This is a genomic window from Burkholderia sp. YHN3-13, from assembly GCF_055810675.1.
On sequence record NZ_JBVVNQ010000007.1, the window covers coordinates 237,680 to 256,669 of the forward strand.

General features: G+C 69.0%; 19 protein-coding genes. 7 read left to right on the top strand and 12 right to left on the bottom strand.

What is annotated here, in order from left to right:
• Positions 1–22: 22 nt before the first annotated feature.
• The 3 genes from AC0KUR_RS18545 to AC0KUR_RS18555 form a co-directional block, all read right to left on the bottom strand.
• Positions 23–691, bottom strand: a complete 669-nt coding sequence (locus tag AC0KUR_RS18545) for a MotA/TolQ/ExbB proton channel family protein (protein WP_069706498.1) — start codon at positions 689–691, stop codon at positions 23–25.
• A gap of 17 nt (positions 692–708) precedes the next feature.
• Positions 709–1,506: a 4-hydroxy-tetrahydrodipicolinate reductase gene (gene dapB / locus AC0KUR_RS18550; protein WP_473376275.1), complete on the bottom strand. Its 798-nt coding sequence runs from the start codon at positions 1,504–1,506 to the stop codon at positions 709–711.
• A gap of 62 nt (positions 1,507–1,568) precedes the next feature.
• The gene (locus tag AC0KUR_RS18555) at positions 1,569–2,390 is read right to left on the bottom strand and encodes an outer membrane protein assembly factor BamE (RefSeq protein WP_034186423.1); all 822 of its coding nucleotides are present in this window, start codon (positions 2,388–2,390) and stop codon (positions 1,569–1,571) included.
• A gap of 141 nt (positions 2,391–2,531) precedes the next feature.
• Here AC0KUR_RS18555 and fur point away from each other — a divergent pair, with 141 nt between their 5' ends.
• Positions 2,532–2,960: a ferric iron uptake transcriptional regulator gene (gene fur / locus AC0KUR_RS18560; RefSeq protein WP_006753314.1), complete on the top strand. Its 429-nt coding sequence runs from the start codon at positions 2,532–2,534 to the stop codon at positions 2,958–2,960.
• Positions 2,961–3,074: 114 nt separating this feature from the next.
• Here the strand turns inward: fur and AC0KUR_RS18565 are convergent, their stop codons facing one another.
• From AC0KUR_RS18565 to AC0KUR_RS18575, 3 genes are all read right to left on the bottom strand, one after another.
• Positions 3,075–3,608 carry an ureidoglycolate lyase gene (locus tag AC0KUR_RS18565; RefSeq protein ID WP_034186449.1) on the bottom strand — a complete coding sequence of 178 codons (534 nt, stop codon included), beginning with the start codon at positions 3,606–3,608 and terminating at the stop codon, positions 3,075–3,077.
• A gap of 14 nt (positions 3,609–3,622) precedes the next feature.
• A complete protein-coding gene (alc, locus tag AC0KUR_RS18570; protein WP_034186422.1) occupies positions 3,623–4,630 on the bottom strand; it encodes an allantoicase in 1,008 nt (335 codons plus the stop codon).
• A 118-nt stretch (positions 4,631–4,748) separates the two neighbouring features.
• Positions 4,749–6,071, bottom strand: coding sequence for a C4-dicarboxylate transporter DctA (locus AC0KUR_RS18575; protein ID WP_034186448.1), 1,323 nt, complete (start codon positions 6,069–6,071; stop codon positions 4,749–4,751).
• A gap of 212 nt (positions 6,072–6,283) precedes the next feature.
• Between AC0KUR_RS18575 and AC0KUR_RS18580 the strand changes: the two genes are divergently transcribed.
• The gene (locus tag AC0KUR_RS18580; protein ID WP_175029127.1) at positions 6,284–7,006 is read left to right on the top strand and encodes a FadR/GntR family transcriptional regulator; all 723 of its coding nucleotides are present in this window, start codon (positions 6,284–6,286) and stop codon (positions 7,004–7,006) included.
• Positions 7,007–7,042: 36 nt separating this feature from the next.
• Here the strand turns inward: AC0KUR_RS18580 and cynR are convergent, their stop codons facing one another.
• The gene (gene cynR / locus AC0KUR_RS18585; RefSeq protein ID WP_473376276.1) at positions 7,043–7,933 is read right to left on the bottom strand and encodes a transcriptional regulator CynR; all 891 of its coding nucleotides are present in this window, start codon (positions 7,931–7,933) and stop codon (positions 7,043–7,045) included.
• Between the two features lie 310 nt (positions 7,934–8,243).
• On the opposite strand from cynR, the gene AC0KUR_RS18590 reads away from it, so the two are divergent.
• Complete coding sequence (locus tag AC0KUR_RS18590) at positions 8,244–9,443, top strand: MFS transporter (RefSeq protein WP_473376277.1); 1,200 nt, start codon at positions 8,244–8,246, stop codon at positions 9,441–9,443.
• A 105-nt stretch (positions 9,444–9,548) separates the two neighbouring features.
• On the opposite strand, the gene AC0KUR_RS18595 is transcribed toward AC0KUR_RS18590, so the two are convergent.
• Both AC0KUR_RS18595 and AC0KUR_RS18600 read right to left on the bottom strand, forming a co-directional pair.
• Positions 9,549–10,607 (bottom strand): L-idonate 5-dehydrogenase, encoded by a 1,059-nt coding sequence (locus AC0KUR_RS18595; RefSeq protein ID WP_034186419.1) that lies wholly within the window; start codon positions 10,605–10,607, stop codon positions 9,549–9,551.
• Between the two features lie 15 nt (positions 10,608–10,622).
• The gene (locus tag AC0KUR_RS18600; protein ID WP_034186418.1) at positions 10,623–11,396 is read right to left on the bottom strand and encodes an SDR family NAD(P)-dependent oxidoreductase; all 774 of its coding nucleotides are present in this window, start codon (positions 11,394–11,396) and stop codon (positions 10,623–10,625) included.
• Positions 11,397–11,547: 151 nt separating this feature from the next.
• On the opposite strand from AC0KUR_RS18600, the gene AC0KUR_RS18605 reads away from it, so the two are divergent.
• Positions 11,548–12,429 carry a LysR family transcriptional regulator gene (locus AC0KUR_RS18605; protein WP_473376278.1) on the top strand — a complete coding sequence of 294 codons (882 nt, stop codon included), beginning with the start codon at positions 11,548–11,550 and terminating at the stop codon, positions 12,427–12,429.
• A gap of 96 nt (positions 12,430–12,525) precedes the next feature.
• Here the strand turns inward: AC0KUR_RS18605 and gap are convergent, their stop codons facing one another.
• Positions 12,526–13,536, bottom strand: a complete 1,011-nt coding sequence (gene gap / locus AC0KUR_RS18610) for a type I glyceraldehyde-3-phosphate dehydrogenase (RefSeq protein ID WP_006485712.1) — start codon at positions 13,534–13,536, stop codon at positions 12,526–12,528.
• Between the two features lie 87 nt (positions 13,537–13,623).
• Entirely contained in the window at positions 13,624–15,696 is a 2,073-nt protein-coding gene (tkt, locus tag AC0KUR_RS18615; protein WP_473376279.1) for a transketolase, read from the bottom strand.
• A gap of 215 nt (positions 15,697–15,911) precedes the next feature.
• On the opposite strand from tkt, the gene speE reads away from it, so the two are divergent.
• From speE to AC0KUR_RS18630, 3 genes are all read left to right on the top strand, one after another.
• On the top strand, positions 15,912–16,769 hold the full coding sequence (speE, locus tag AC0KUR_RS18620; protein ID WP_059558038.1) for a polyamine aminopropyltransferase: 858 nt from the start codon (positions 15,912–15,914) through the stop codon (positions 16,767–16,769).
• Positions 16,770–16,887: 118 nt separating this feature from the next.
• Positions 16,888–17,304 (top strand): VOC family protein, encoded by a 417-nt coding sequence (locus AC0KUR_RS18625; RefSeq protein ID WP_034186414.1) that lies wholly within the window; start codon positions 16,888–16,890, stop codon positions 17,302–17,304.
• A 17-nt stretch (positions 17,305–17,321) separates the two neighbouring features.
• Positions 17,322–18,089: a 16S rRNA (uracil(1498)-N(3))-methyltransferase gene (locus tag AC0KUR_RS18630; RefSeq protein WP_226227360.1), complete on the top strand. Its 768-nt coding sequence runs from the start codon at positions 17,322–17,324 to the stop codon at positions 18,087–18,089.
• Positions 18,090–18,167: 78 nt separating this feature from the next.
• Here the strand turns inward: AC0KUR_RS18630 and AC0KUR_RS18635 are convergent, their stop codons facing one another.
• Positions 18,168–18,875, bottom strand: coding sequence for a hypothetical protein (locus AC0KUR_RS18635; RefSeq protein ID WP_049028426.1), 708 nt, complete (start codon positions 18,873–18,875; stop codon positions 18,168–18,170).
• Positions 18,876–18,990: the final 115 nt, after the last annotated feature.

An 18,990-nucleotide genomic window follows, 5' to 3' on the forward strand; every position in this document is an offset into this window, starting at 1 on the left:
TCGTTCCTCCCGCGCCCGTCGGTCAGGCGCCCGCCGCGCACACGAACACGTGCAGGTCGCGCGCGAAACCGTCGAGTTCCTCGGCGAGCTGCCGGACGAGCCGCCCGAGGATGTTGTAGGCCAGCACCGCGGGAATCGCGACGACGAGCCCGAACGCGGTCATGATCAGCGCCTCGCCGACCGGCCCCGCGACGTTCTCGATCTGCGCCTGCCCGCTCGCGGCGATGCTGCCGAGCGCGTGGTAGATGCCCCACACGGTGCCCAGCAGCCCGACGAACGGCGCGGTGCTGCCGATCGACGCGAGCAGCACCTGGCCGAATTCGAGACGCCGCTGCGAGCGCAGCATCGCGTGGCGCAGCGCGCGCAGCACGCGTTCGCCGCGCTCCACGCGCGCGGCCAGCGCGGCCGGGTCATGGTCGTCGGCCGCGTCGCGCGCGGCTTCGGCGAGCGGCACGAACACGCGCTCGCGATCCGCGCCGGCGAGCGCGGCAATGCCCGCGTCGAGCGACGGCGCGCGCCAGAACGCGGCGAGCGCGCGCGGCCCCTGGCGCTTCGCGCGGACCAGGAGCCAGGCTTTCATGAAAAGGAAGCACCAGCTGGCGACGGACATCGCCAGCAGCACATAGGCGACCGCATGCGTGATCGCATCGCCGCTTTCGAGGTAGTGGACAACGCCGGTGGGTATCGCCATCGGAGTTTCCCCGTGGGTCAGCGCAGGCCGAGCACGTCCTGCATGTCGAACAGGCCGGCGCCGCGCGCCGACAGGAAGCGGACCGCGCGCAACGCGCCCTGCGCGTACGACACGCGGCTCGACGATTTGTGCGTGATCTCGATGCGCTCGCCGATCCCGGCGAACAGCACCGTGTGATCGCCGACGATGTCGCCGCCGCGCACGGCCGCGAAGCCGATCGACGACGGGTCGCGCTCGCCCGTCACGCCGTGGCGGCCGTACACCGCGCACTCGTCGAGCGAGCGGCCGAGCGCGCCGGCGACGGCCTCGCCCATCATCAGCGCGGTGCCCGACGGCGCATCGACCTTGTGGCGGTGGTGCGCCTCGATGATCTCGATGTCGTAGCCGTGCGAGAAATGCTTCGCCGCGAATTCGAGCAGCTTCAGCGTGACGTTCACGCCGACGCTCATGTTCGCCGCGAACACGATGCCGATCCTGGCCGCCGCGGCCTGCAGCTCGGCCTTCTGCTCGGCGGTGAAGCCGGTCGTGCCGATCACGAGCTTCACGTCGTGGCGCAGCGCGGCCGCGATGTGGGCCATCGTGCCTTCCGGGCGCGTGAAATCGATCAGGTAGTCGGCCTGCGCGAACACGGCGTCGAGGTCGTCGGTCAGCTTGATCCCGGTTTCCTTGCCGAGGAACGCACCGGCGTCCTGGCCGAGGAACGGCGAATCGGCGCGGTCGAGCGCGCCGATGAGCTGCGCGTCGGCATCGTTGAGAACGGCTTCGATCAGCATCCGGCCCATTCGGCCCGATGCGCCGGCAATCGCAATCTTCATGGCTTTCTACACGACAGGTCTAAAGGCGGGCGGCGCGAGCCGCCCTGGTTCCGCAACCGCGCTTACTGCGCCGGCGCGGTGAGCGGCTGGTTCTGCAGGTTGTCCGAACCTTGCGGACCGACGGGCGGCGACGCCTCGTTCGACACGTTCGGCTGCGGCGGGCGGTGGAACTGGAACTGCGGCTGGATCGCCGGCGCGGCGCCCGGCGGCTGGCCGCCCGGCACCGGTGCGCCGCCCGAGGCCTGCGCGGACGGCGTGAAGCGGCGTGCGGCCGAACCCTGTCCCGACACCTGGTTGGTCGCGCGGTTCGCCGCACGGGCGGCCTGCGCGTTCGCATCCTGGTCGACCGCCGCGCCGGAGGCCGGCACGACGGACGGGCTGGCGACGACATCCGGCACCGGCGTACTCGCCGCCGCCTGCGCCTGCGCGGCGCTCGCGGCAGCGGCTTCCGACGCCTTCCGCGCCGCCGCGGCCGCCTTCGCCTTCTTGCCGCCGCGGTCACCGTCGATGTCGGCCAGCAGGTCGAGCTCGGACGGCAGGTTGTCGGCGCCCGTCCAGCCCGCGAGGCGATCGCCCGCGAACGTCACGACGAGATCGCGCTGCTGGACGATCGACGTCGAGCCGCGCTTGAAGTAGAAGAGGTAATCCCAGCGGTCGGCGTGGAACATGTCCGCCAGCAGCGGCGTGCCGAGCAATGCCCGGACCTGCTCGCGCGTCATGCCGACCTGCAGTTGCGCGGCTTTCTCCTGCGATACGAAGTTGCCCTGCACGACGGTGATCCGATAGGGCGTGATGCTCTGCGCAATGCGCTGCGTCACGCTGTCGTACGACGAACAACCCGCCAGCGCGACGACGGCGGCGGCAGCGATGATGGCACTCCGCATGCGACTCCTCTGAAAGTGCGAAAGCGATTCTGGGATCATTTCCTTCACCGTGCTGGCCCGCGTGCAGGCCGCGCGTGTTTCTGGAACGGCGAAAAGCCGGTAACATTGAAGCCCTGCATTGTACTCTAGGGATGCCTAGCCATGACCAATCCGACGGATCTCAAGAATATCGGGCTAAAGGCCACCCTACCGCGCCTCAAGATTCTCGAGATCTTCCAGCAGAGCCCGGTGCGCCACCTGACGGCCGAAGACGTCTACCGGAACCTGCTCAACGAGCAGCTCGACATCGGGCTCGCGACCGTCTACCGCGTGCTCACGCAGTTCGAGCAGGCCGGCCTGCTCACGCGCAGCAACTTCGAATCGGGCAAGGCCGTGTTCGAGCTGAACGAGGGCTCGCACCACGATCACCTCGTGTGCCTCGATTGCGGCCGCGTCGAGGAATTCTTCGATGCCGAGATCGAAAGCCGCCAGCAGGCGATCGCGAAGGAGCGCGGCTTCCGGCTCCAGGAGCACTCGCTCGCGATGTACGGCTCGTGCACGACCGAGAACTGCCCGCACCGCAAGCACTGAGCCGCCGATTCGCGTGCGTCGCGCACGCAGCACGGCCCGGCCGGCATCTCGCCGCCCGGGCCGTTTTTCTTTTCGGTCCGTGCCGCGCGGGGCGCGCGGGCCGGCCAATATTGCTTACGAATGCCCTTCGACGCTCGCGCAAGCCGGCTCGAATGCCAGCGTCCATGCGCACTCGAGCGGGATCTCGTCGCAGTTCGGCTGCGGGCCGCCGCGATCGACGATCACGAAATCGCTGAGCGCGTCGAGCGCGAGCAGCGGATGGTGCCAGACGCCCTTCGCGTAGTTCACGCCCTGCCAGCCTTCGGCCAGGAACGCGCGCATCGCGTCGGGCCGGAAGTCGCCGGCCGGCGCGACGACGATCGCATAACGCGACACGGCCGCGAGCGGAATGAATGCCTGGCTGCCGTGCGGGTGGCGCTCCATCAGCGTGACCGCGACCGGCAGCGCGCGCGGCTGCGCGCGAAACACGCTGACGAGCGGCCGGCCGCCGTCCGCGCACACGTCGATCGCCGCGAGATCGTGGAAGCGCTCGGTCGTGCCGCCGTTGATCGGGAAGTGCCGCGCGCCTTCGAGCGCGATCACGTCGCCGAACGGCGCGAACGCCTCGCGGGTCAGGCGTTCGACGCGCAGGATGCGGGATCCGGTCATGACGCTGCCCTCCTTCAGGCCGGCTCGCCCCACAGACGCAGGCGCGACACGCCGCCGTCCGGGAAGATGTTGAAGCGCACGTGCGTGACGGGGCCGAGCGCCGCGAGCTGGTCGAACGTGTGCACGTGATCCATCTGCAGCTTCTGCTCGCCGAGCAGTTCGGCCCAGAACATCGCCTGCGTGACGAGCGAATCGTCGGTGCCGCCCGCGACGTGCGCGGCCTGCAGCGAACAGCGGTCGGGGAAATTGCCCTTGAAGAACGCCGTGTCGACCTCGACGCGCCGGATGATGCCCGGCCGCGCGAGCGCGACGATCGCCCAGTCGTTGCCGGGCTCGCGGCGGCGCCGCGTTTCCCAGCCGTCGCCCATGTTCGCGCCGCGCCCCGGCATCAGCATCTGCGATGCCGGCCCGAAGTGCTGGTTGTTCGCGGCCACCAGATAACCGCCGTTCTCGATCGCCGCGAGATCGACGAGCTCGCCGGCCGGCACGTGGCGCCAGTCGCGCTGCGGCTGGCCGTACACGCGCAGCCGTGCGAGCCCGCCGTCCGGATACAGGTTCACGCGCAGATGCGTGACCGGCTGCGCGTCGTCGACGCTCACGTAGTGGTGTGAATTGCCCTGCAGCGTCGTCGCGGGGACGATCGTGCGCCACGCGGCGTCGTCGGGCGGCGTGTCGCCGTCGACGGCGCACGCCTCGATCGACGCGGCCGGCGGAAAATTGCCGGTGAAGTGGCTCGTATCGAGGTCGACGCCATGGATCACGCCCGGCCGCGCGAGGCGCACCACGCAGAAATCGTGGCCGGTCGTGCGCTTGCGGCGCGTTTCCCAGCCGTCCATCCACTTGCCGTGGTCGTCGTACTTGCCGGGAATGAACACGGCCGGCTCCGGATTCAGCATGCGCTCCTTCGGCGCGAAGAATTCGTCGCTGGCGAACAGCGCCTGCGCCCCGAGGCGCGGGTCGGCAAGGTTCATGTAGCGCCGCGCAAACGCGGGCGCGTTCGGATCGAGAATGGGGGCTGCCATGTCGTCTCCTGATTTCCGGTTATTTCTGGTGAAAGGCCGGCGCATCGAGGCGCCGGCGCATGCAAGACGAGCGCGCGCAACGGCCGGGGGCGAAGCCGGCCCGCGCGCCGAGCCGCGCTCAGAGCGCGTGAGCCTGGTCGCCGCCCACCGGCGCCGCGCGGCCTGCCTCGTCGGCCGGCACGTAGCGCAGCTCGCGGTTCAGCACGCGCGTCGCACGGGCGCGGTCGATGTCGTTTTCCCATACCGCGACGACGACCGTCGCGACGCAGTTGCCGATCAGGTTGGTCAGCGCGCGGGCGATGCCGACGAACCAGTCGACCGGCAGGATCAGCACGAGGCCGAGCACCGGGATCGCGGGGATCGCCGACAGCGTCGCCGCGAGGATCACGATCGCCGAACCGGGGATGCCGTGCGCGCCCTTCGACGTGACGAGCGACACGAGCAGCACGACGATCAGGTCATGGGTCGACAGCGGCGTGTTGGTCGCCTGCGCGATGAACAGCACCGCGAGCGTCAGGTAGATCGAGAAGCCGTCGAGGTTGAACGAATAGCCGGTCGGGATCACGAGGCCGACCGTCGAATCCTTGATGCCCATGTATTCGAGCTTGCTCATCACCTGCGGCAGCACCGCGTCCGACGACGCCGTGCCGAGCACGATCGACAGTTCCTCGCGCAGGTAGCGAATCAGCTTGAACACCGAGAAGCCCGCGATGCGCATCACGATGCCGAGCACGACCGTGACGAACACGAAGCAGCTCACGTAGAACACCGCGACGAGGTAGCCGAGCTGCTTGAGCGACGCGACGCCGTACTTGCCGGTCGTGAACGCGATCGCGCCGAGCACGCCGAGCGGCGCGAGCTTGATGATGAAGCCGATGATCCGGAAGAACACGTGCGACAGTTCCTCGATCAGCGAGTTGACGCGCTGCGCCTTGTCGCCCAGCAGCGACAGCGCGGAGCCGAACAGCACCGCGAACACGAGGATCTGCAGGATGTCGCCCTTCGCGAACGCGTCGATCGCGGTGTCGGGGATGATCTTCATCAGGTAGCCGGCCGTGTCCTTCAGGCTTTCGGCGTTCTTCGCGTACGACGCGAGCGACGCGGCGTCGAGCGAGCGCAGGTCGATGTTCATCCCGACGCCCGGGCGCGTGAACCACGCGAGCACCAGACCGATGCCGAGCGCGATCGTCGTCATCACCTCGAAGTAGACGACGGCCTTCAGGCCGACCCGGCCGACCTTCTTCAGGTCGCCCGCATTGGCCATCCCGCTGACCACGACGCAGAACACGATCGGGCCGATGACCATCTTGATCAGCTTCAGGAAGCCGTCGCCGAGTGGCCGCAGCGACTCGGCGAAGTGCGGGAAGAACGCGCCTAGCGCGACCCCCAGGATCAATGCGACGACTACCCGGCCAAACAGCGAATTGAGGAATTTCGACACGGCGCTCTCCCGATCCAACGGTTGCAGTTTCGTCTGTTCATACTGGTAAGACCAGTGATGTTATGGTGGATAGTAGGAAGCCGATATAGTGGCGTCAAGGACCGACAAAATAGGGATTTCCCGCCCCTGCCCGCCCGCTTGGGACGCATCTGACAGGGTCGGATCGTGGCTTTCCCGTAGGGGCGTCGTGCACTGCCCGCGTGCGGATTACAATGCCGGTCAGACCGGCCAAAGTCCACACCATGAAAAACGTTCCGCATACCGTGACCGACGCCGCCATCGCGACGATCCGCGACCGGATCGAGGCAGGCGTTTATCCGGTCGGCAGCCTGCTGCCGGCCCAGCGCCAGCTCTCCGAGGAGCTGGAAATCAGCCGCGCGTCGCTGCGCGAGGCGCTGTCGACGCTCGAGGCGCTCGGGATGCTGCGCATCCGGGCGGGCAAGGGTGTGTATGTCGAAAGCGCGCAGGCGTCGGCCGCGCATCCGTGGCAGTTCTCCGAACAGTCGTCGCCGCCCGATACGTACCAGATGCGCTATGCGCTCGAAGGGTTCGCCGCGCGGATGGCCGCGCGCGTCGTCAGCGACGCCGACATCGCATGGTTCGAGGACAACCTCGCCGACCTGCACGTCGCACTGACCGACAACGCGATCGACGAAGCGTCGCAGCTCGACTTCGACTTCCACATGCGGATCATCCATCTGGCCGGCAACGCGGCGATCGAATCGGTGCTGCGCAGCAGCGCGGACATCATGAAGGAAAGCCAGCGCATGCCGTTCTACCGGCGCGAGCTGCTGCTGTCGACGTGGCACGAGCACCGCGCGATCGTCGACGCGCTGATCGCGCGCGATGCGGCCGCCGCGGGCACCGCGATCGAAACGCACATCGCGAACGCCGCGCAGCGCGCAGGCATCTTCTTCCCGACGCCCGGCGCCTGACGCGCCCCCGGTTCCCAAACGGCCCGGGCGTCCCGGTCACCCGCCCGACGGATAGCGGAACGCGAGCGCGCGCTCGGTGAACGCGCGCGCCGCGACGCTGCGGTACGCGCCCTTGCGCGTGAGCAGCGCGGCCGTGCGGGCCGGCAGCGGCGGATCGATCTCCAGCGCGCACAGCTCGCCGCTCTCGCGCGCGATCGCATCGGGCAGCACCGTCGCAAGCCGGCCGCATCGCACGAGCTCCAGCACCGCGCTGATCGTATTCGTCTCGATCGCGATCGTCGGCCGCGCGCCATGCTCGATGAAGTACCGGTCGATGCGCTCGCGCGTCGCGAACGCGCGGCTCAGCAGCACCAGCGGCTCGCCGCCGAGCTCGGCCGGCGTCAGCGCGCGGCGGCGCCGCGCGAGACGGTGCGTGCGGCCCGTCACGAGCGCGAGCGGCTCGTCCCACAGCGGCAGCGCGTCGATGTCCGGCGCGCGCGGCGGCATGAACGCGAAACCCGCGTCGAGCCGGTCGTCGGCGAGCAGCGCCTCGATGCGCGCCTGCGGCATCGCGTCGATCGTCAGCGCGACGTTCGGGTAATCGGTGTGAAAACCGTCGATCAGCGAGCCGCTCAGGTAGGCCGCGAAGGTCGGCATCATCGCGAGCCGCAGCGACCCGCCACCGAGATCGGCAACGTCGTGCAGCGCGCGCTGCCCCGCATCGAGCTCGTGCAGCGCGGCGCGCGCATGGCGTGCATAGACTTCGCCGAATTCGGTGAGCCGCACCGTGCGGCCCGAGCGGTCGAACAGCTGCACGCCGAGCGTGTCCTCGAGCTGGCGCACCTGCTGCGACAGCGTGGGCTGCGACACGTGCAGCGCATCGGCCGCGCGCGTGAAACTGCGTTGCTCGGCGACGGCCAGGAAATAGCGGATGTGGCGAAGAAGCATCGCGGCCAACGTATTGGTTTCACCAATGAATACCATAACGATCCAGTCTTGGACGCTATGGAGCGATTCCCGCATCATACGCACATCCGTTCCCGTGCCTCGCACCTGTCCGCACCGGAGCGGCCCGCCCGGGCCCGCCCTGCCTGCGCCCGCCGCACGACGATCCGCCGCGCGCCCGATCCGGGCCCGGCCGCGATCCGCCCGGCGCGCATCGGCCCACCGCCGATCCGTCACACCGGCCCCGATTTCCGTCACCCCGCGCAACCGACGGCCCCGTGCCGCCGGCCGGCGCCGCCGTTTTTTCACGACCATGGAACCGCATCACGACAACCATCCTCCGCTGACCCGCGGCATGACGCTGCTGTTCGCCTGCGCGTGCGGCATCGTCATCGGCAACATCTATTATGCGCAGCCGCTGCTCGCCGCGATCGCGCGCAGCTTCGGCCGCGCGCCGGCCGAGCTCGGCTATCTCGTCACGCTGACGCAGCTCGGTTATGCGGCGAGCCTGCTGCTGATCGTCCCGCTCGGCGACGCGGTCAACCGCCACACGCTGATCGTGCGGCTGCTGATGCTCAACGTCGTCGCGCTGGCCGCCGTGACCGTCAGCACCAATTTCACGACGTTCGTCGTCGCGAACGTCGCGGTCGGCTTCGTCACCTGCTCGACGCAGCTGCTCGTCCCGTTCGCGGCATCGCTCGCCGACGCGCGCTCGCGCGGCCGCGCGGTCGGTACCGTGATGAGCGGCCTGTTGCTCGGCATCCTGCTCGCGCGCGTCGCGGCCGGCGCGATCGCCGACGGGTTCGGCTGGCGTGCGGTGTACGGCATCGCCGCGGTGATGGTGCTCGCGCTGACCGGCGTGCTCGCCGTGAAGCTGCCGCAGGATCGCCGCGACACGCGCGTCGACTATGCGGCGCTGATGAAGTCGCTCGTCGCGCTGGTGCGCGCGCAACCGCTGATCGCGCTGCGCTCGACCTACGGCGCGCTGGTGTTCGCGTGCTTCAGCCTGCTGTGGACGGGCCTCACGTTCCTGCTGAGCCAGCCGCCGTACGGCTATTCCGAAGGCCGGATCGGCCTGTTCGGCGTCGTCGGCGCGGTGGGCGCGCTCGCGGCGACGTCGGCCGGCCGGCTCGTCGATCGCGGCCACGGCAACGCGGCGACGGGGCTGTTCGCCGCGGCCGTGCTCGCGTCGTTCGCACTGATCGCGGCCGGCGCGCATTCGCTCGCGGCGCTGATCGCGGGCATCCTGCTGCTCGACGTCGGCGTGCAGGGCATGCACATCTCGAACCAGAGCGTGATCTACGCGCTGGCCGGGAACGCGCGCAGCCGCGTGACGACGATCTACCTGACGAGCTACTTCATCGGCGGCGCGCTCGGGTCGTTCGCGGCGAGCGTCGCGTACGGCATCGCCCGCTGGCGCGGCGTGTGCATCGCGGGCGCGGCGCTGTCGGGGGTGCTGATCGCGCTGTGGCTCGCCTCGCAGCGTGTCGGCACGCGGCAGGTCACGCCGTAACGCGATCCTCCGTTTCCGCGATACGACGACCGAGGCACGCCGCGCGAATCGCGGGCGTGCCTCGTGGCGACGGCGTCGAGGCCGTCGCGGGTCAGCGCCGCGCCGTCACGCGGTCTCGCCCGCGAAATCGATCAGCACCTTCATCGCGCGCTGCCGGTCGCCGGCCAGTTCGAACGCGAGATTCGCATCGCGCATCGGGAACACGCGCGTGACGGCCGGCCGCAGGTCGACGCGCCCCGCATTGATCAGCTGCACCGCGAGCGCGAATTCCGCGTGGAAGCGGAACGATCCGCAGATCGACAGCTCCTTCGCGACCACGACGTTCTGCGGCAGGCTGACGTCGCCGCCGAGCCCGAGCTGCACGACGACACCGCGCGGCCGCATCACGTCCAGCCCGTCTCGCAGCGCCCGCGCATTGCCCGAACACTCGATCATCACGTCGAACGTGCCCTTGTCGGCGGCGTAACGCGCGACCCAGCCGGCATCGGCGGCCGCGTTGATCGTGCGGTCGGCGCCGAGCGCACTGGCCACCGCCAGCGGCGCCTCGACGACGTCGGTCGCGACGATCTCCGTCGCGCCGTGCACGCGCGCGGCCGCGACCGCAAGCACGCCGATCGGCCCGCACCCCGACACGAGCACCCGCTTGCCGATCAGCGGGCCCGCGCGCGACACCGCATGCAGCCCGACCGCGAACGGCTCGGCGAGCGCCGCGAGCGACAGCGGCACGTGATCGGCAACCTTCACGCACTGCACGGCGTCGCATACGAGCGCGTTGCGGAACGCGCCCTGCACGTGCGGCATGCGCATCGCGCTGCCGTAGAAGCGCATGTCGAGACACTGGTTCGGCAGCCCTTCGAGGCAGTAGCGGCACGCGCCGCACGGCCGGCTCGGATTGACCGCGACGCGGTCGCCGACTTTCACCGACGTCACGTCCGGCGCGACCTCCGCGACCGTGCCGGCCACCTCGTGGCCGAGCACCATCGGCTGCTGCAGCCGGATCGCGCCGAAGCCGCCATGCCGGAAGTAATGCAGGTCGGAGCCGCAGATGCCGCCCATCGCGACGTCGACGCGCACCTGGCCCGGGCCGATCTCGCCCGCGTCCTGCTCCTCGACCCGCAGGTCGTTCGGCCCGTGGATCACCACACACATGCAACGCATACGCATGACCCTCTCCTCTCGTCAAACGGCGCTGGTCAGGCCACCATCCACGAACAGCGTCTGGCCGTTCACGAAATCGGAGGCGGCCGACGCGAGAAAGATCGCCGCGCCGCACAGCTCGTCGACGCGCCCCCAGCGACCGGCCGGCGTGCGCTTGCACAGCCAGTCCGAGAACGCCGCGTCGTCGACCAGCGCGCGATTCAGTTCGGTTTCGAAATAGCCGGGCGCGAGGCCGTTCGCCTGGATGCCGTGGCGCGCCCAGTCGGCGCACATCCCCTTCGTCAGCATCCGCACCGCGCCCTTGGTCGCCGCATACGGCGCGATCGTCGGCCGCGCGAGTTCGCTCTGCACCGAGCAGATGTTGATGATCTTCCCGTGGCCGCGCGCGATCATGTGCCGCGCGACGGCCTGCGCGACGTTGAACACGCCGTCGAGGTTCACGCGCATCAGCGCATGCCAGTCGTCCGGATCGAACGTGTCGAGCGGCGCGCGGCGCTGGATGCCCGCGTTGTTCACGAGGATGTCGATCGCGCCGATGCGCGCCTCGGCATCGTCGATCGCCGCGCGCACCTGCGCGTGCTCGGCCACGTCGAACACCGCATGGTCGGCCGTGAAGCCTTCGTCGCGGAAACGGCGCGCGAGCGTCGCGGCCTTCTCCTCATTGCGATCGTTGATGACGATCGCCGCGCCGGCTTCCGCGAGTCCGCGGGCGAGCGTCAGCCCGATCCCGCGTCCGGAGCCGGTAATCAGTGCGCGGCGGCCGTCGAGGCGGAACCGGTCAAGCGCGTGGGTCATCGATGTCTCCTCATCTCAGGGGAGCCGGCTGCCCGTCGCGGCCGGTCTCGCGTCGACGTTATCTTCCACCGGCGGCCGGGCCCCGCGCCAATGCTTGTTTTTGATCCGGTTATCATGAAATCTGATTACCGCCCACGGGGGCCCGCCGACCATGGAACTCAAGCAATTACGCGCCTTCGTCACGCTCGCGGAAGAGCTGCATTTCGGGCGCGCCGCGCGGCGCCTGTGCATCGTGCAACCCGCGTTGAGCATGCAGATCAAGGCACTCGAGGAAGCACTCGGCGCGCGCCTGTTCGAGCGCGACCGGCACAAGGTCGAACTGAGCGACACCGGGCGCGTGTTCCTGCCCGAAGCACGCGCCACGCTGCAGCAGGCCGCGCGCGCGGAGCAGATGGCGCGGCTGTCGAGCCGCGGCGAAATCGGCACGCTGCGGATCGCGTTCGTGTCGTCGGTGCTGCCCGCGGTGCTGCCGGCCGTGCTGCGCACGATGCGCGAGCGTTATCCGCTGATCGCGCTCGACCTGAAGGACATGCCGACGCCCGACCAGATCGCCGCACTGCGCGACCGGCGGATCGATTTCGGGATGATCCGGCTGCCGGCCGCGTATGCGGGCATCGACACGCGCGTGATCCTGGAAGAAGGCTTCGTCGTCGCGCTGCCGCTCGATCATCCGCTCGCGGTGCACGACCCGATCCCGCCGGCCGCGCTGCGCGGCCGGCCGGTGTTCGTGCTCGCGCGCCGCTACGCGCCCGGCTTTCACGACGACATGCTGCTCGCGCTGAGCCGCGCGGGCACGACGCTCGAGATTGCCCAGGAGTTCGGCGAATTCACGACGATGCTCGCGCTCGTCGCGGCGGGCATGGGGATCGGACTGATCCCGGCGGAAGCCGCGAGCGCGCTGCCGCCGAACGTGCTCGCGCGGCCGCTCGACCTGGCCGGGCACCGCACCGGCATCGGCCTCGCGTGGACCGATCTCGACAGCCCGCTGAAGCGTGCGTTCGCCGCCGCGCTCGAGCAGGTGACCGCGGCGTGAGCCACCGAACGCGGCAACAAAAAAGCCCGACCGGAAAAACCGGCCGGGCTCGTTCGCCGCGCAGGCCGCGTCGCGGCGGCCGCGCAACGTGCGGGATTACTTCGCGTTCGCGAATGCGACAGCGGTATCCAGCATGCGGTTCGAGAAACCCCACTCGTTGTCGTACCAGCTCGACACCTTGACGAGACGGCCCGACACCTTGGTCAGCGTCGCGTCGAACGTCGACGAAGCCGGGTTGTGGTTGAAGTCGATCGACACCAGCGGTGCGTCGTTGTAGCCGAGGATGCCCTTCAGCGCGCCTTCCGATGCTTCCTTCATGATCGCGTTGACTTCCTCGACCGTCGTGTCGCGCTTTGCGATGAACGACAGGTCGACGATCGACACGTTGATCGTCGGGACGCGGATCGCGTAACCGTCGAGCTTGCCGTTCAGTTCCGGCAGCACGAGGCCGACGGCCGACGCCGCGCCGGTCTTCGTCGGGATCTGGCTGTGCGTGGCCGAACGCGCGCGGCGCAGGTCTTCGTGATAGACGTCCGTCAGCACCTGGTCGTTCGTGTATGCGTGGATCGTCGTCATCAGGCCGGTTTCGAGGCCGATCTTGTCGTTCAGCGGCTTGACGAGCGGCGCGAGGCAGTTCGTCGTGCACGATGCGTTCGAGATGACGGTGTGCTCGGCCTTCAGCACGTCGTGGTTCACGCCGTAGACGATCGTCGCGTCGACGTCCTTGCCGCCCGGCGCCGAGATGATGACCTTCTTCGCGCCGCCCTTCAGGTGCGCGCTCGCCTTTTCCTTCGTCGTGAAGAAGCCCGTGCATTCCATCACGACGTCGACGCCCAACTCGCCCCACGGCAGTTCGGCCGGGTTGCGGTTCGCCAGCACGCGGATCTTGTCGCCGTTCACGACGAGGTAGTCGCCGTCGACCGACACTTCGCCCGGGAACTTGCCGTGCGCGGTGTCGTACTGGGTCAGGTGCGCGTTGGTCTTCGCATCGCCCAGGTCGTTGATCGCGACGATCTCGAGATCGTGCTTCTTGCCGTTTTCATAAAACGCGCGCAGCGTGTTGCGGCCGATACGGCCGTAGCCGTTGATTGCGACGCGAATCGTCATGGTCTATCTCCTGATGGCTGAAAAAATTCGTTTCGTGCAGCTTCACGGTGCGACGCGCGCGACGGGTGGCGCGCGTCGCGTATGTTGTCAGGCCAGTACGGCCTCGGCGGTCTCGACGACGTGCTCGACGGTGAAGCCGAAGTACTTGAACAGCACGCCGGCCGGCGCCGATTCGCCGAACGTGTCGATCCCGACGACGCCGCCTTCCAGGCCGACGTACTTGTGCCAGAAGGCCGTCACGCCCGCTTCGATCGCGACGCGGCGCACGCCGTGCGGCAGCACGCGCTCACGGTATTCGGCGTCCTGGCGGTCGAACACGTTGGTCGACGGCATCGACACGACGCGGGCCGCGATACCCTGCTGCGCGAGCGGCTCGACGGCCTTCATCGCGAGTTCCACTTCCGAGCCCGTCGCGATCAGGATGATCTTGCGCGCGACGATCTCTTCGTCCCAGTCCTTCAGCACGTAACCGCCCTTCTCGATGTTCGCGATCTGCGCATCGGTACGCGGGTTGAACGCGAGGTTCTGGCGGCTGAAGATCAGGCTCGACGGTCGGTCGGCGGCGACCGCGTGGGTCCACGCGACGGCCGTCTCGACCGTGTCGGCCGGACGCCACACGTCGTGGTTCGGGATCAGGCGCAGGCTCGACACGTGCTCGATCGACTGGTGCGTCGGGCCATCCTCGCCGAGGCCAATCGAATCGTGCGTGAACACGAAGATCGACGGCACCTTCATCAGCGCGGCCACGCGCAGCGCGTTGCGGCTGTAGTCGGAGAACGTCAGGAACGTGCCGCCGAACGGCTTGTGGCCGCCGTGCAGCGCGAGGCCGTTGATCGCGGCGCTCATGCCGAATTCGCGCACGCCGTAGTTGATGTGGTTGCCCAGCACGACGCCCGGGCCTTCCGGATTCGCGCGGACCGCCTTCGACGCCTTCCAGTTGGTCAGGTTCGAGCCGGTCAGGTCGGCCGAGCCGCCGAGCAGTTCGGGCAGCGCGGCGGCCAGGCCTTCGATCGCCTGCTGCGACGCCTTGCGGGTCGCGACCGTTTCGGCGCGCTCGTTCGCGCCGGCGATGATCGCCGCGGCCTTTTCAGCCCAGTCGGCCGGCAGCTTGTTGGCCATCCGGCGCTCGAATTCGGCGGCTTCCGCCGGGAACTTCGCGCGATAGGCGGCGAACGTCGCGTCCCATTCGGTTTCGGCGCGTTTGCCGGCTTCCTTCGCGTCCCATGCCGCGTAGACTTCCTGCGGAATCACGAACGGCTCCCACTTCCAGCCGAGCGCTTCGCGCGTCTTCGCGATTTCTTCCGCGCCGAGCGCCGCGCCGTGCACGTCGTGGCCGCCGGCCTTCGTGGCCGCGCCCTGGCCGATCACCGTCTTGCAGCAGATCAGCGTCGGCTTGTCCGACAGCTTCGCCTTCGCGATCGCCGCGTCGACCGCGTCGACGTCATGGCCGTTCACGTTCGGGATCACGTTCCAGCCGTACGCTTCGAAACGCTTCGGCGTGTCGTCGTGGAACCAGTTCACGACGTCGCCGTCGATCGAGATGCCGTTGTCGTCGTACAGCGCGATCAGCTTGTTCAGCTTCAGCGTGCCGGCGAGCGAGCAGGCTTCGTGCGAGATGCCTTCCATCAGGCAGCCGTCGCCGAGGAACACGTACGTGTGGTGATCGACGATCTTCGCGCCGTCACGGTTGAACTCGTCGGCCATCAGCGCTTCGCCGAGCGCCATGCCGACCGCGTTCGCGAGGCCCTGGCCGAGCGGGCCGGTGGTCGTCTCGACGCCCGGCGTGATGCCGTATTCCGGGTGGCCCGGCGTCTTCGAGTGCAGCTGGCGGAAGTTCTTCAGCTCTTCCATCGGCAGGTCGTAGCCGGTCAGGTGCAACAGCGAGTACAGCAGCATCGAGCCATGACCGTTCGACAGCACGAAGCGGTCGCGATCGGCCCAGTGCGGGTTCGTCGGGTTGTGCTTCAGATGGCGCGACCAGAGCGCGACGCCGATTTCGGCCATGCCCATCGGCATGCCGGGGTGACCGGAGTTCGCTTGCTGGACGGCGTCCATCGCGAGCGCACGGATCGCGTTGGCCATCAGGGTGGTGGAGGCGGGAGACGAAGTCGTCATGTCGAGTCCGGAGAACGAGTCGAGGAAACGGGGGCACGGCGGCATCCGGAAGCGCGAGCGTCGATCGTTCCCGGCGCGTGGTGCGGCGCCTGACGGACGCGAAGCGGACGGAGCCTACGGACGGGGCTGCAAAGCTCGTCATTTTAACAGATGGGCTGACATTTCCCTTGTCGGCGCGTAGTGTTCCGGCACGGTTTTCCGTCGAACCGCCCGCCTCCTATAATTCAGACGTCGGAACTGCCTGCCCCAAGGGTCCGCCCGTGAGCACCACGCTTCTCTTCCACCCTACGCCCCACGCCACCTACGGCTTCCCGAATGCCCGGCGGCTCGCGCGCGTCGCGTCCTCGCACCAGCAGATCGAGGTCTGGGAAACCCCGCAGCTCGGCCGCCTGTTCACGCTGGACGGCCGGCCGATGACGTCGGTCGGCGACGAGTACGTGTATCACGAGTGCATGACGCACCCGGCCGCGCTCGCGCACCCGTCGCCGAAGAAGGCGCTCGTGCTCGGCGGCGGCGACGGCGGCGCGGCCCGCCAGCTGCTCAAGCACGCGTGCATCGAGCGGATCGTGATCGCGGAGCTGGACGACGAGGTGGTCGGGATGGCGCGCCGCTATCTCGACGACGTGCACCAGGGCGCGCTCGACGACCCGCGCGTCGAGGTCGTGATCGGCGACGCCGCGCACTTCGTCGAGTCGACCGTCGAGCATTTCGATCTCGTCGTGTTCGATCTCACGCCGCCCGATTCGCCGGCGGCCGGCCTCTACACGCGTGCGTTCTACGCACGCCTCAAGCGCATTCTCACGCCGTGCGGCGCGATTTCGATGCACCTCGGCTCGCCGATATTCCACGCCGCGCGCATCGCCGCGCTGCTCGACGACCTGCGCGCGAGCTTCGCGGTCGTCGATCCGTTGTCCGCGCACGTGCCGCTGTACGGCTCGCAGTGGCTGATGGCGATCGCGAGCGACACGCTCGACGCGGCCGCGCTGTTCGCGCACGACATCGACGATCGCCTCGCGGCCCGCCGCGTCCACGACCTGCGCTACTACGATGCGCGGTTGCATGCGTCCCTCTTTGCCCTGCCGCGCGCGCTGCGCGATACACTGGGCGTTCGCCGCTGAGCGTCCGGGCGGCCGCATCGTTCCGTTTTTCCCGTGGGGTTGCGCATGGTTCGCCGTGCGAAACGCGGAACCGGAATGACCCGGATGCAGCGCCCACCTGGTCCCACAGGAGATTTTCATGACCGATCCACGTCCGGCCAACGTGCCTTGGTTGACGCCCTACCTGGCCGTACGCAACGCGCGCGCGGCCATCGATTTCTTCAAGGCCGCCTTCGGCTTCGCGCTGCGCGACGTGCACGACGAGGACGGTGCGATCATGCACGTCGAGATGACCTACCGCGGCCAGCTGATCGTGATGTTCGCGCCCGAAGGCGCGTTCGGCTCGACCGCGCTCACGCCGAGAAGCGCGAACATGACCGCGCCGCAATCCTTCTATCTGTATGTCGACGACGTCGACGCCACCTGGCAGCGCGCGCTCGACGCGGGCGCGAAATCGCTGAGCGCGCCGCAGGACCAGTTCTGGGGCGACCGCTTCGCGCAGATCGAGGATCTCGACGGCTACCGATGGGCGCTTGGACACCGTCTCGACGCATGACCGACACCGCAACACGCATGAACGAAGCCACCACCACCGCGGCCGTGCCGCGCTTTTTCGTCGACGCCGCGTTGCGCGCCGACGCCACGCTCGCGTTGCCGGCCGACGTCGCGCGCCACGCCCAGGTGCTGCGCCTGCGGCCGGGCGACGTGCTCGCGCTGTTCGACGGCACCGGCGGCCAGTACCGCGCCCGGCTCGTCGAGATCGACAAGCGCAACGCGATCGCGCAGATCGAAACGTTCGAACCGGCCGAAGCCGAGCCGCCCTATCGCGTGACGCTCGCGCAGGGAATCGCCGGCGGCGACAAGATGGACTGGGTGATCGAGAAGGCCGTCGAGCTTGGCGTCGCGGCGGTCGTGCCGCTGTCGACCGCGCGCGGCGTCGTGAAGCTGTCCGGCGAACGCGCGGACAAGCGCGTCGCGCACTGGCGCGGCGTCGTGCGTGCGTCGTGCGAGCAGTGCGGACGCAACCGTGTGCCCGACGTCGCGCCGGTCGCCGGCTTCCATACGTGGCTCGACGCGCTGCCGGCCGCACCGGCCGACGGCGAACTGCGGCTGCTGCTGTCGCCGCGCGCGAGCATCCCGTTCGCGTCGCTGCCCGGCACGCCGCCCGCCGCCGCCGTCACGCTGCTGATCGGCCCCGAAGGCGGGCTGTCGCCCGACGAGGAAAACGCGGCGCGCGCCCGCGGCTTCACCGCGCTGTCGCTCGGGCCGCGCGTATTGCGCACCGAAACGGCCGGCGCGGCCGTGCTCGCGGCGCTGGCCGCGCGTTGGGGCGGGTGGTGACGAGCAGGGTGTGCCGCCGCGAGGCAGCACGGCCCTTCCCCGCTCGCACGCGACGCGGACGCCGCGGTTCGTCGCACGTTACTTGTCGCTCGACGAGCCGTGCGGCATCGAATCGGACAACGCGTCGACCACCGGCGTCAGCACGTCTCCCGGACTACCGGTCGTCCAGCCGCCTTCCTTGAGGCTGTAGATGTCGATCTTGCCCGCCACCGGATGCGTCACCGGTGCATCGTCCAGCACCTGCGCGATGCCCGAGAAGATCGTCTTGAGCGACGCAATGCGCGCCGCCTCGCTCTTCAGGCGCCGATTCGGCCCCAGCTTCGCCTCCAGCGCCTTCGCGCCTGGCCCCGCATCGGCCACGCGACACGCGAATTCGACTGTCGCGATCGTCGCGCCCTCGACGTCCGGGTTCGGTTGCTGCGATGACCCGGTCGTCTTGCATGTCGAGCGATTGAGCGCGCGCTGATACGCGGCGGCCATGCTCTCGACCGACGGACGCAACGCGGCACTGGCCTTCGGCGGCATCGGCGCCAGTATCCCGTCGGCCATGTCCCTGCGCATCGACTCGCCCATCGTCGACAGCACGCCGATGTCGAGCGCGTCCTTGCCGCTGTAGCTCTCACGAACCGCGTCGTTGAATTCGCGCGCTTTCGACACGTCGCCGTTGACGAGCGCGCCGATGTAAAGGTCGACGGTCTGCTCGGGCGTCAGCGGTGCGGCATGCGCGGCGCCGGCCGCGACCAGCAGGGGCAGCACGACGGCGCGTGCGGAACGGGAAATATTCATGGGAAGACAGCCCTCTCTCGATGGTTTGTTGTACGCACCCGGTGCGGCGGCTGCCACAGCCAGGCCGACCGGATTGTCCCGAAAAACGGCGCCGGATGAAAGGCAGATGTCGGCA

Excerpts from the sequence above, each read along its gene's own strand:
- AC0KUR_RS18545 (WP_069706498.1), bottom strand. The coding sequence starts at position 691 with ATGGCGATACCCACCGGCGTTGTCCACTACCTCGAAAGCGGCGATGCG.
- dapB (WP_473376275.1), bottom strand. The coding sequence starts at position 1,506 with ATGAAGATTGCGATTGCCGGCGCATCGGGCCGAATGGGCCGGATGCTG.
- AC0KUR_RS18555 (WP_034186423.1), bottom strand. The coding sequence starts at position 2,390 with ATGCGGAGTGCCATCATCGCTGCCGCCGCCGTCGTCGCGCTGGCGGGT.
- fur (WP_006753314.1), top strand. The coding sequence starts at position 2,532 with ATGACCAATCCGACGGATCTCAAGAATATCGGGCTAAAGGCCACCCTA.
- AC0KUR_RS18565 (WP_034186449.1), bottom strand. The coding sequence starts at position 3,608 with ATGACCGGATCCCGCATCCTGCGCGTCGAACGCCTGACCCGCGAGGCG.
- alc (WP_034186422.1), bottom strand. The coding sequence starts at position 4,630 with ATGGCAGCCCCCATTCTCGATCCGAACGCGCCCGCGTTTGCGCGGCGC.
- AC0KUR_RS18580 (WP_175029127.1), top strand. The coding sequence starts at position 6,284 with ATGCCGGTCAGACCGGCCAAAGTCCACACCATGAAAAACGTTCCGCAT.
- cynR (WP_473376276.1), bottom strand. The coding sequence starts at position 7,933 with ATGCTTCTTCGCCACATCCGCTATTTCCTGGCCGTCGCCGAGCAACGC.
- AC0KUR_RS18590 (WP_473376277.1), top strand. The coding sequence starts at position 8,244 with ATGGAACCGCATCACGACAACCATCCTCCGCTGACCCGCGGCATGACG.
- AC0KUR_RS18595 (WP_034186419.1), bottom strand. The coding sequence starts at position 10,607 with ATGCGTATGCGTTGCATGTGTGTGGTGATCCACGGGCCGAACGACCTG.
- AC0KUR_RS18600 (WP_034186418.1), bottom strand. The coding sequence starts at position 11,396 with ATGACCCACGCGCTTGACCGGTTCCGCCTCGACGGCCGCCGCGCACTG.
- AC0KUR_RS18605 (WP_473376278.1), top strand. The coding sequence starts at position 11,548 with ATGGAACTCAAGCAATTACGCGCCTTCGTCACGCTCGCGGAAGAGCTG.
- gap (WP_006485712.1), bottom strand. The coding sequence starts at position 13,536 with ATGACGATTCGCGTCGCAATCAACGGCTACGGCCGTATCGGCCGCAAC.
- tkt (WP_473376279.1), bottom strand. The coding sequence starts at position 15,696 with ATGCCGCCGTGCCCCCGTTTCCTCGACTCGTTCTCCGGACTCGACATG.
- AC0KUR_RS18625 (WP_034186414.1), top strand. The coding sequence starts at position 16,888 with ATGACCGATCCACGTCCGGCCAACGTGCCTTGGTTGACGCCCTACCTG.
- AC0KUR_RS18630 (WP_226227360.1), top strand. The coding sequence starts at position 17,322 with ATGAACGAAGCCACCACCACCGCGGCCGTGCCGCGCTTTTTCGTCGAC.
- AC0KUR_RS18635 (WP_049028426.1), bottom strand. The coding sequence starts at position 18,875 with ATGAATATTTCCCGTTCCGCACGCGCCGTCGTGCTGCCCCTGCTGGTC.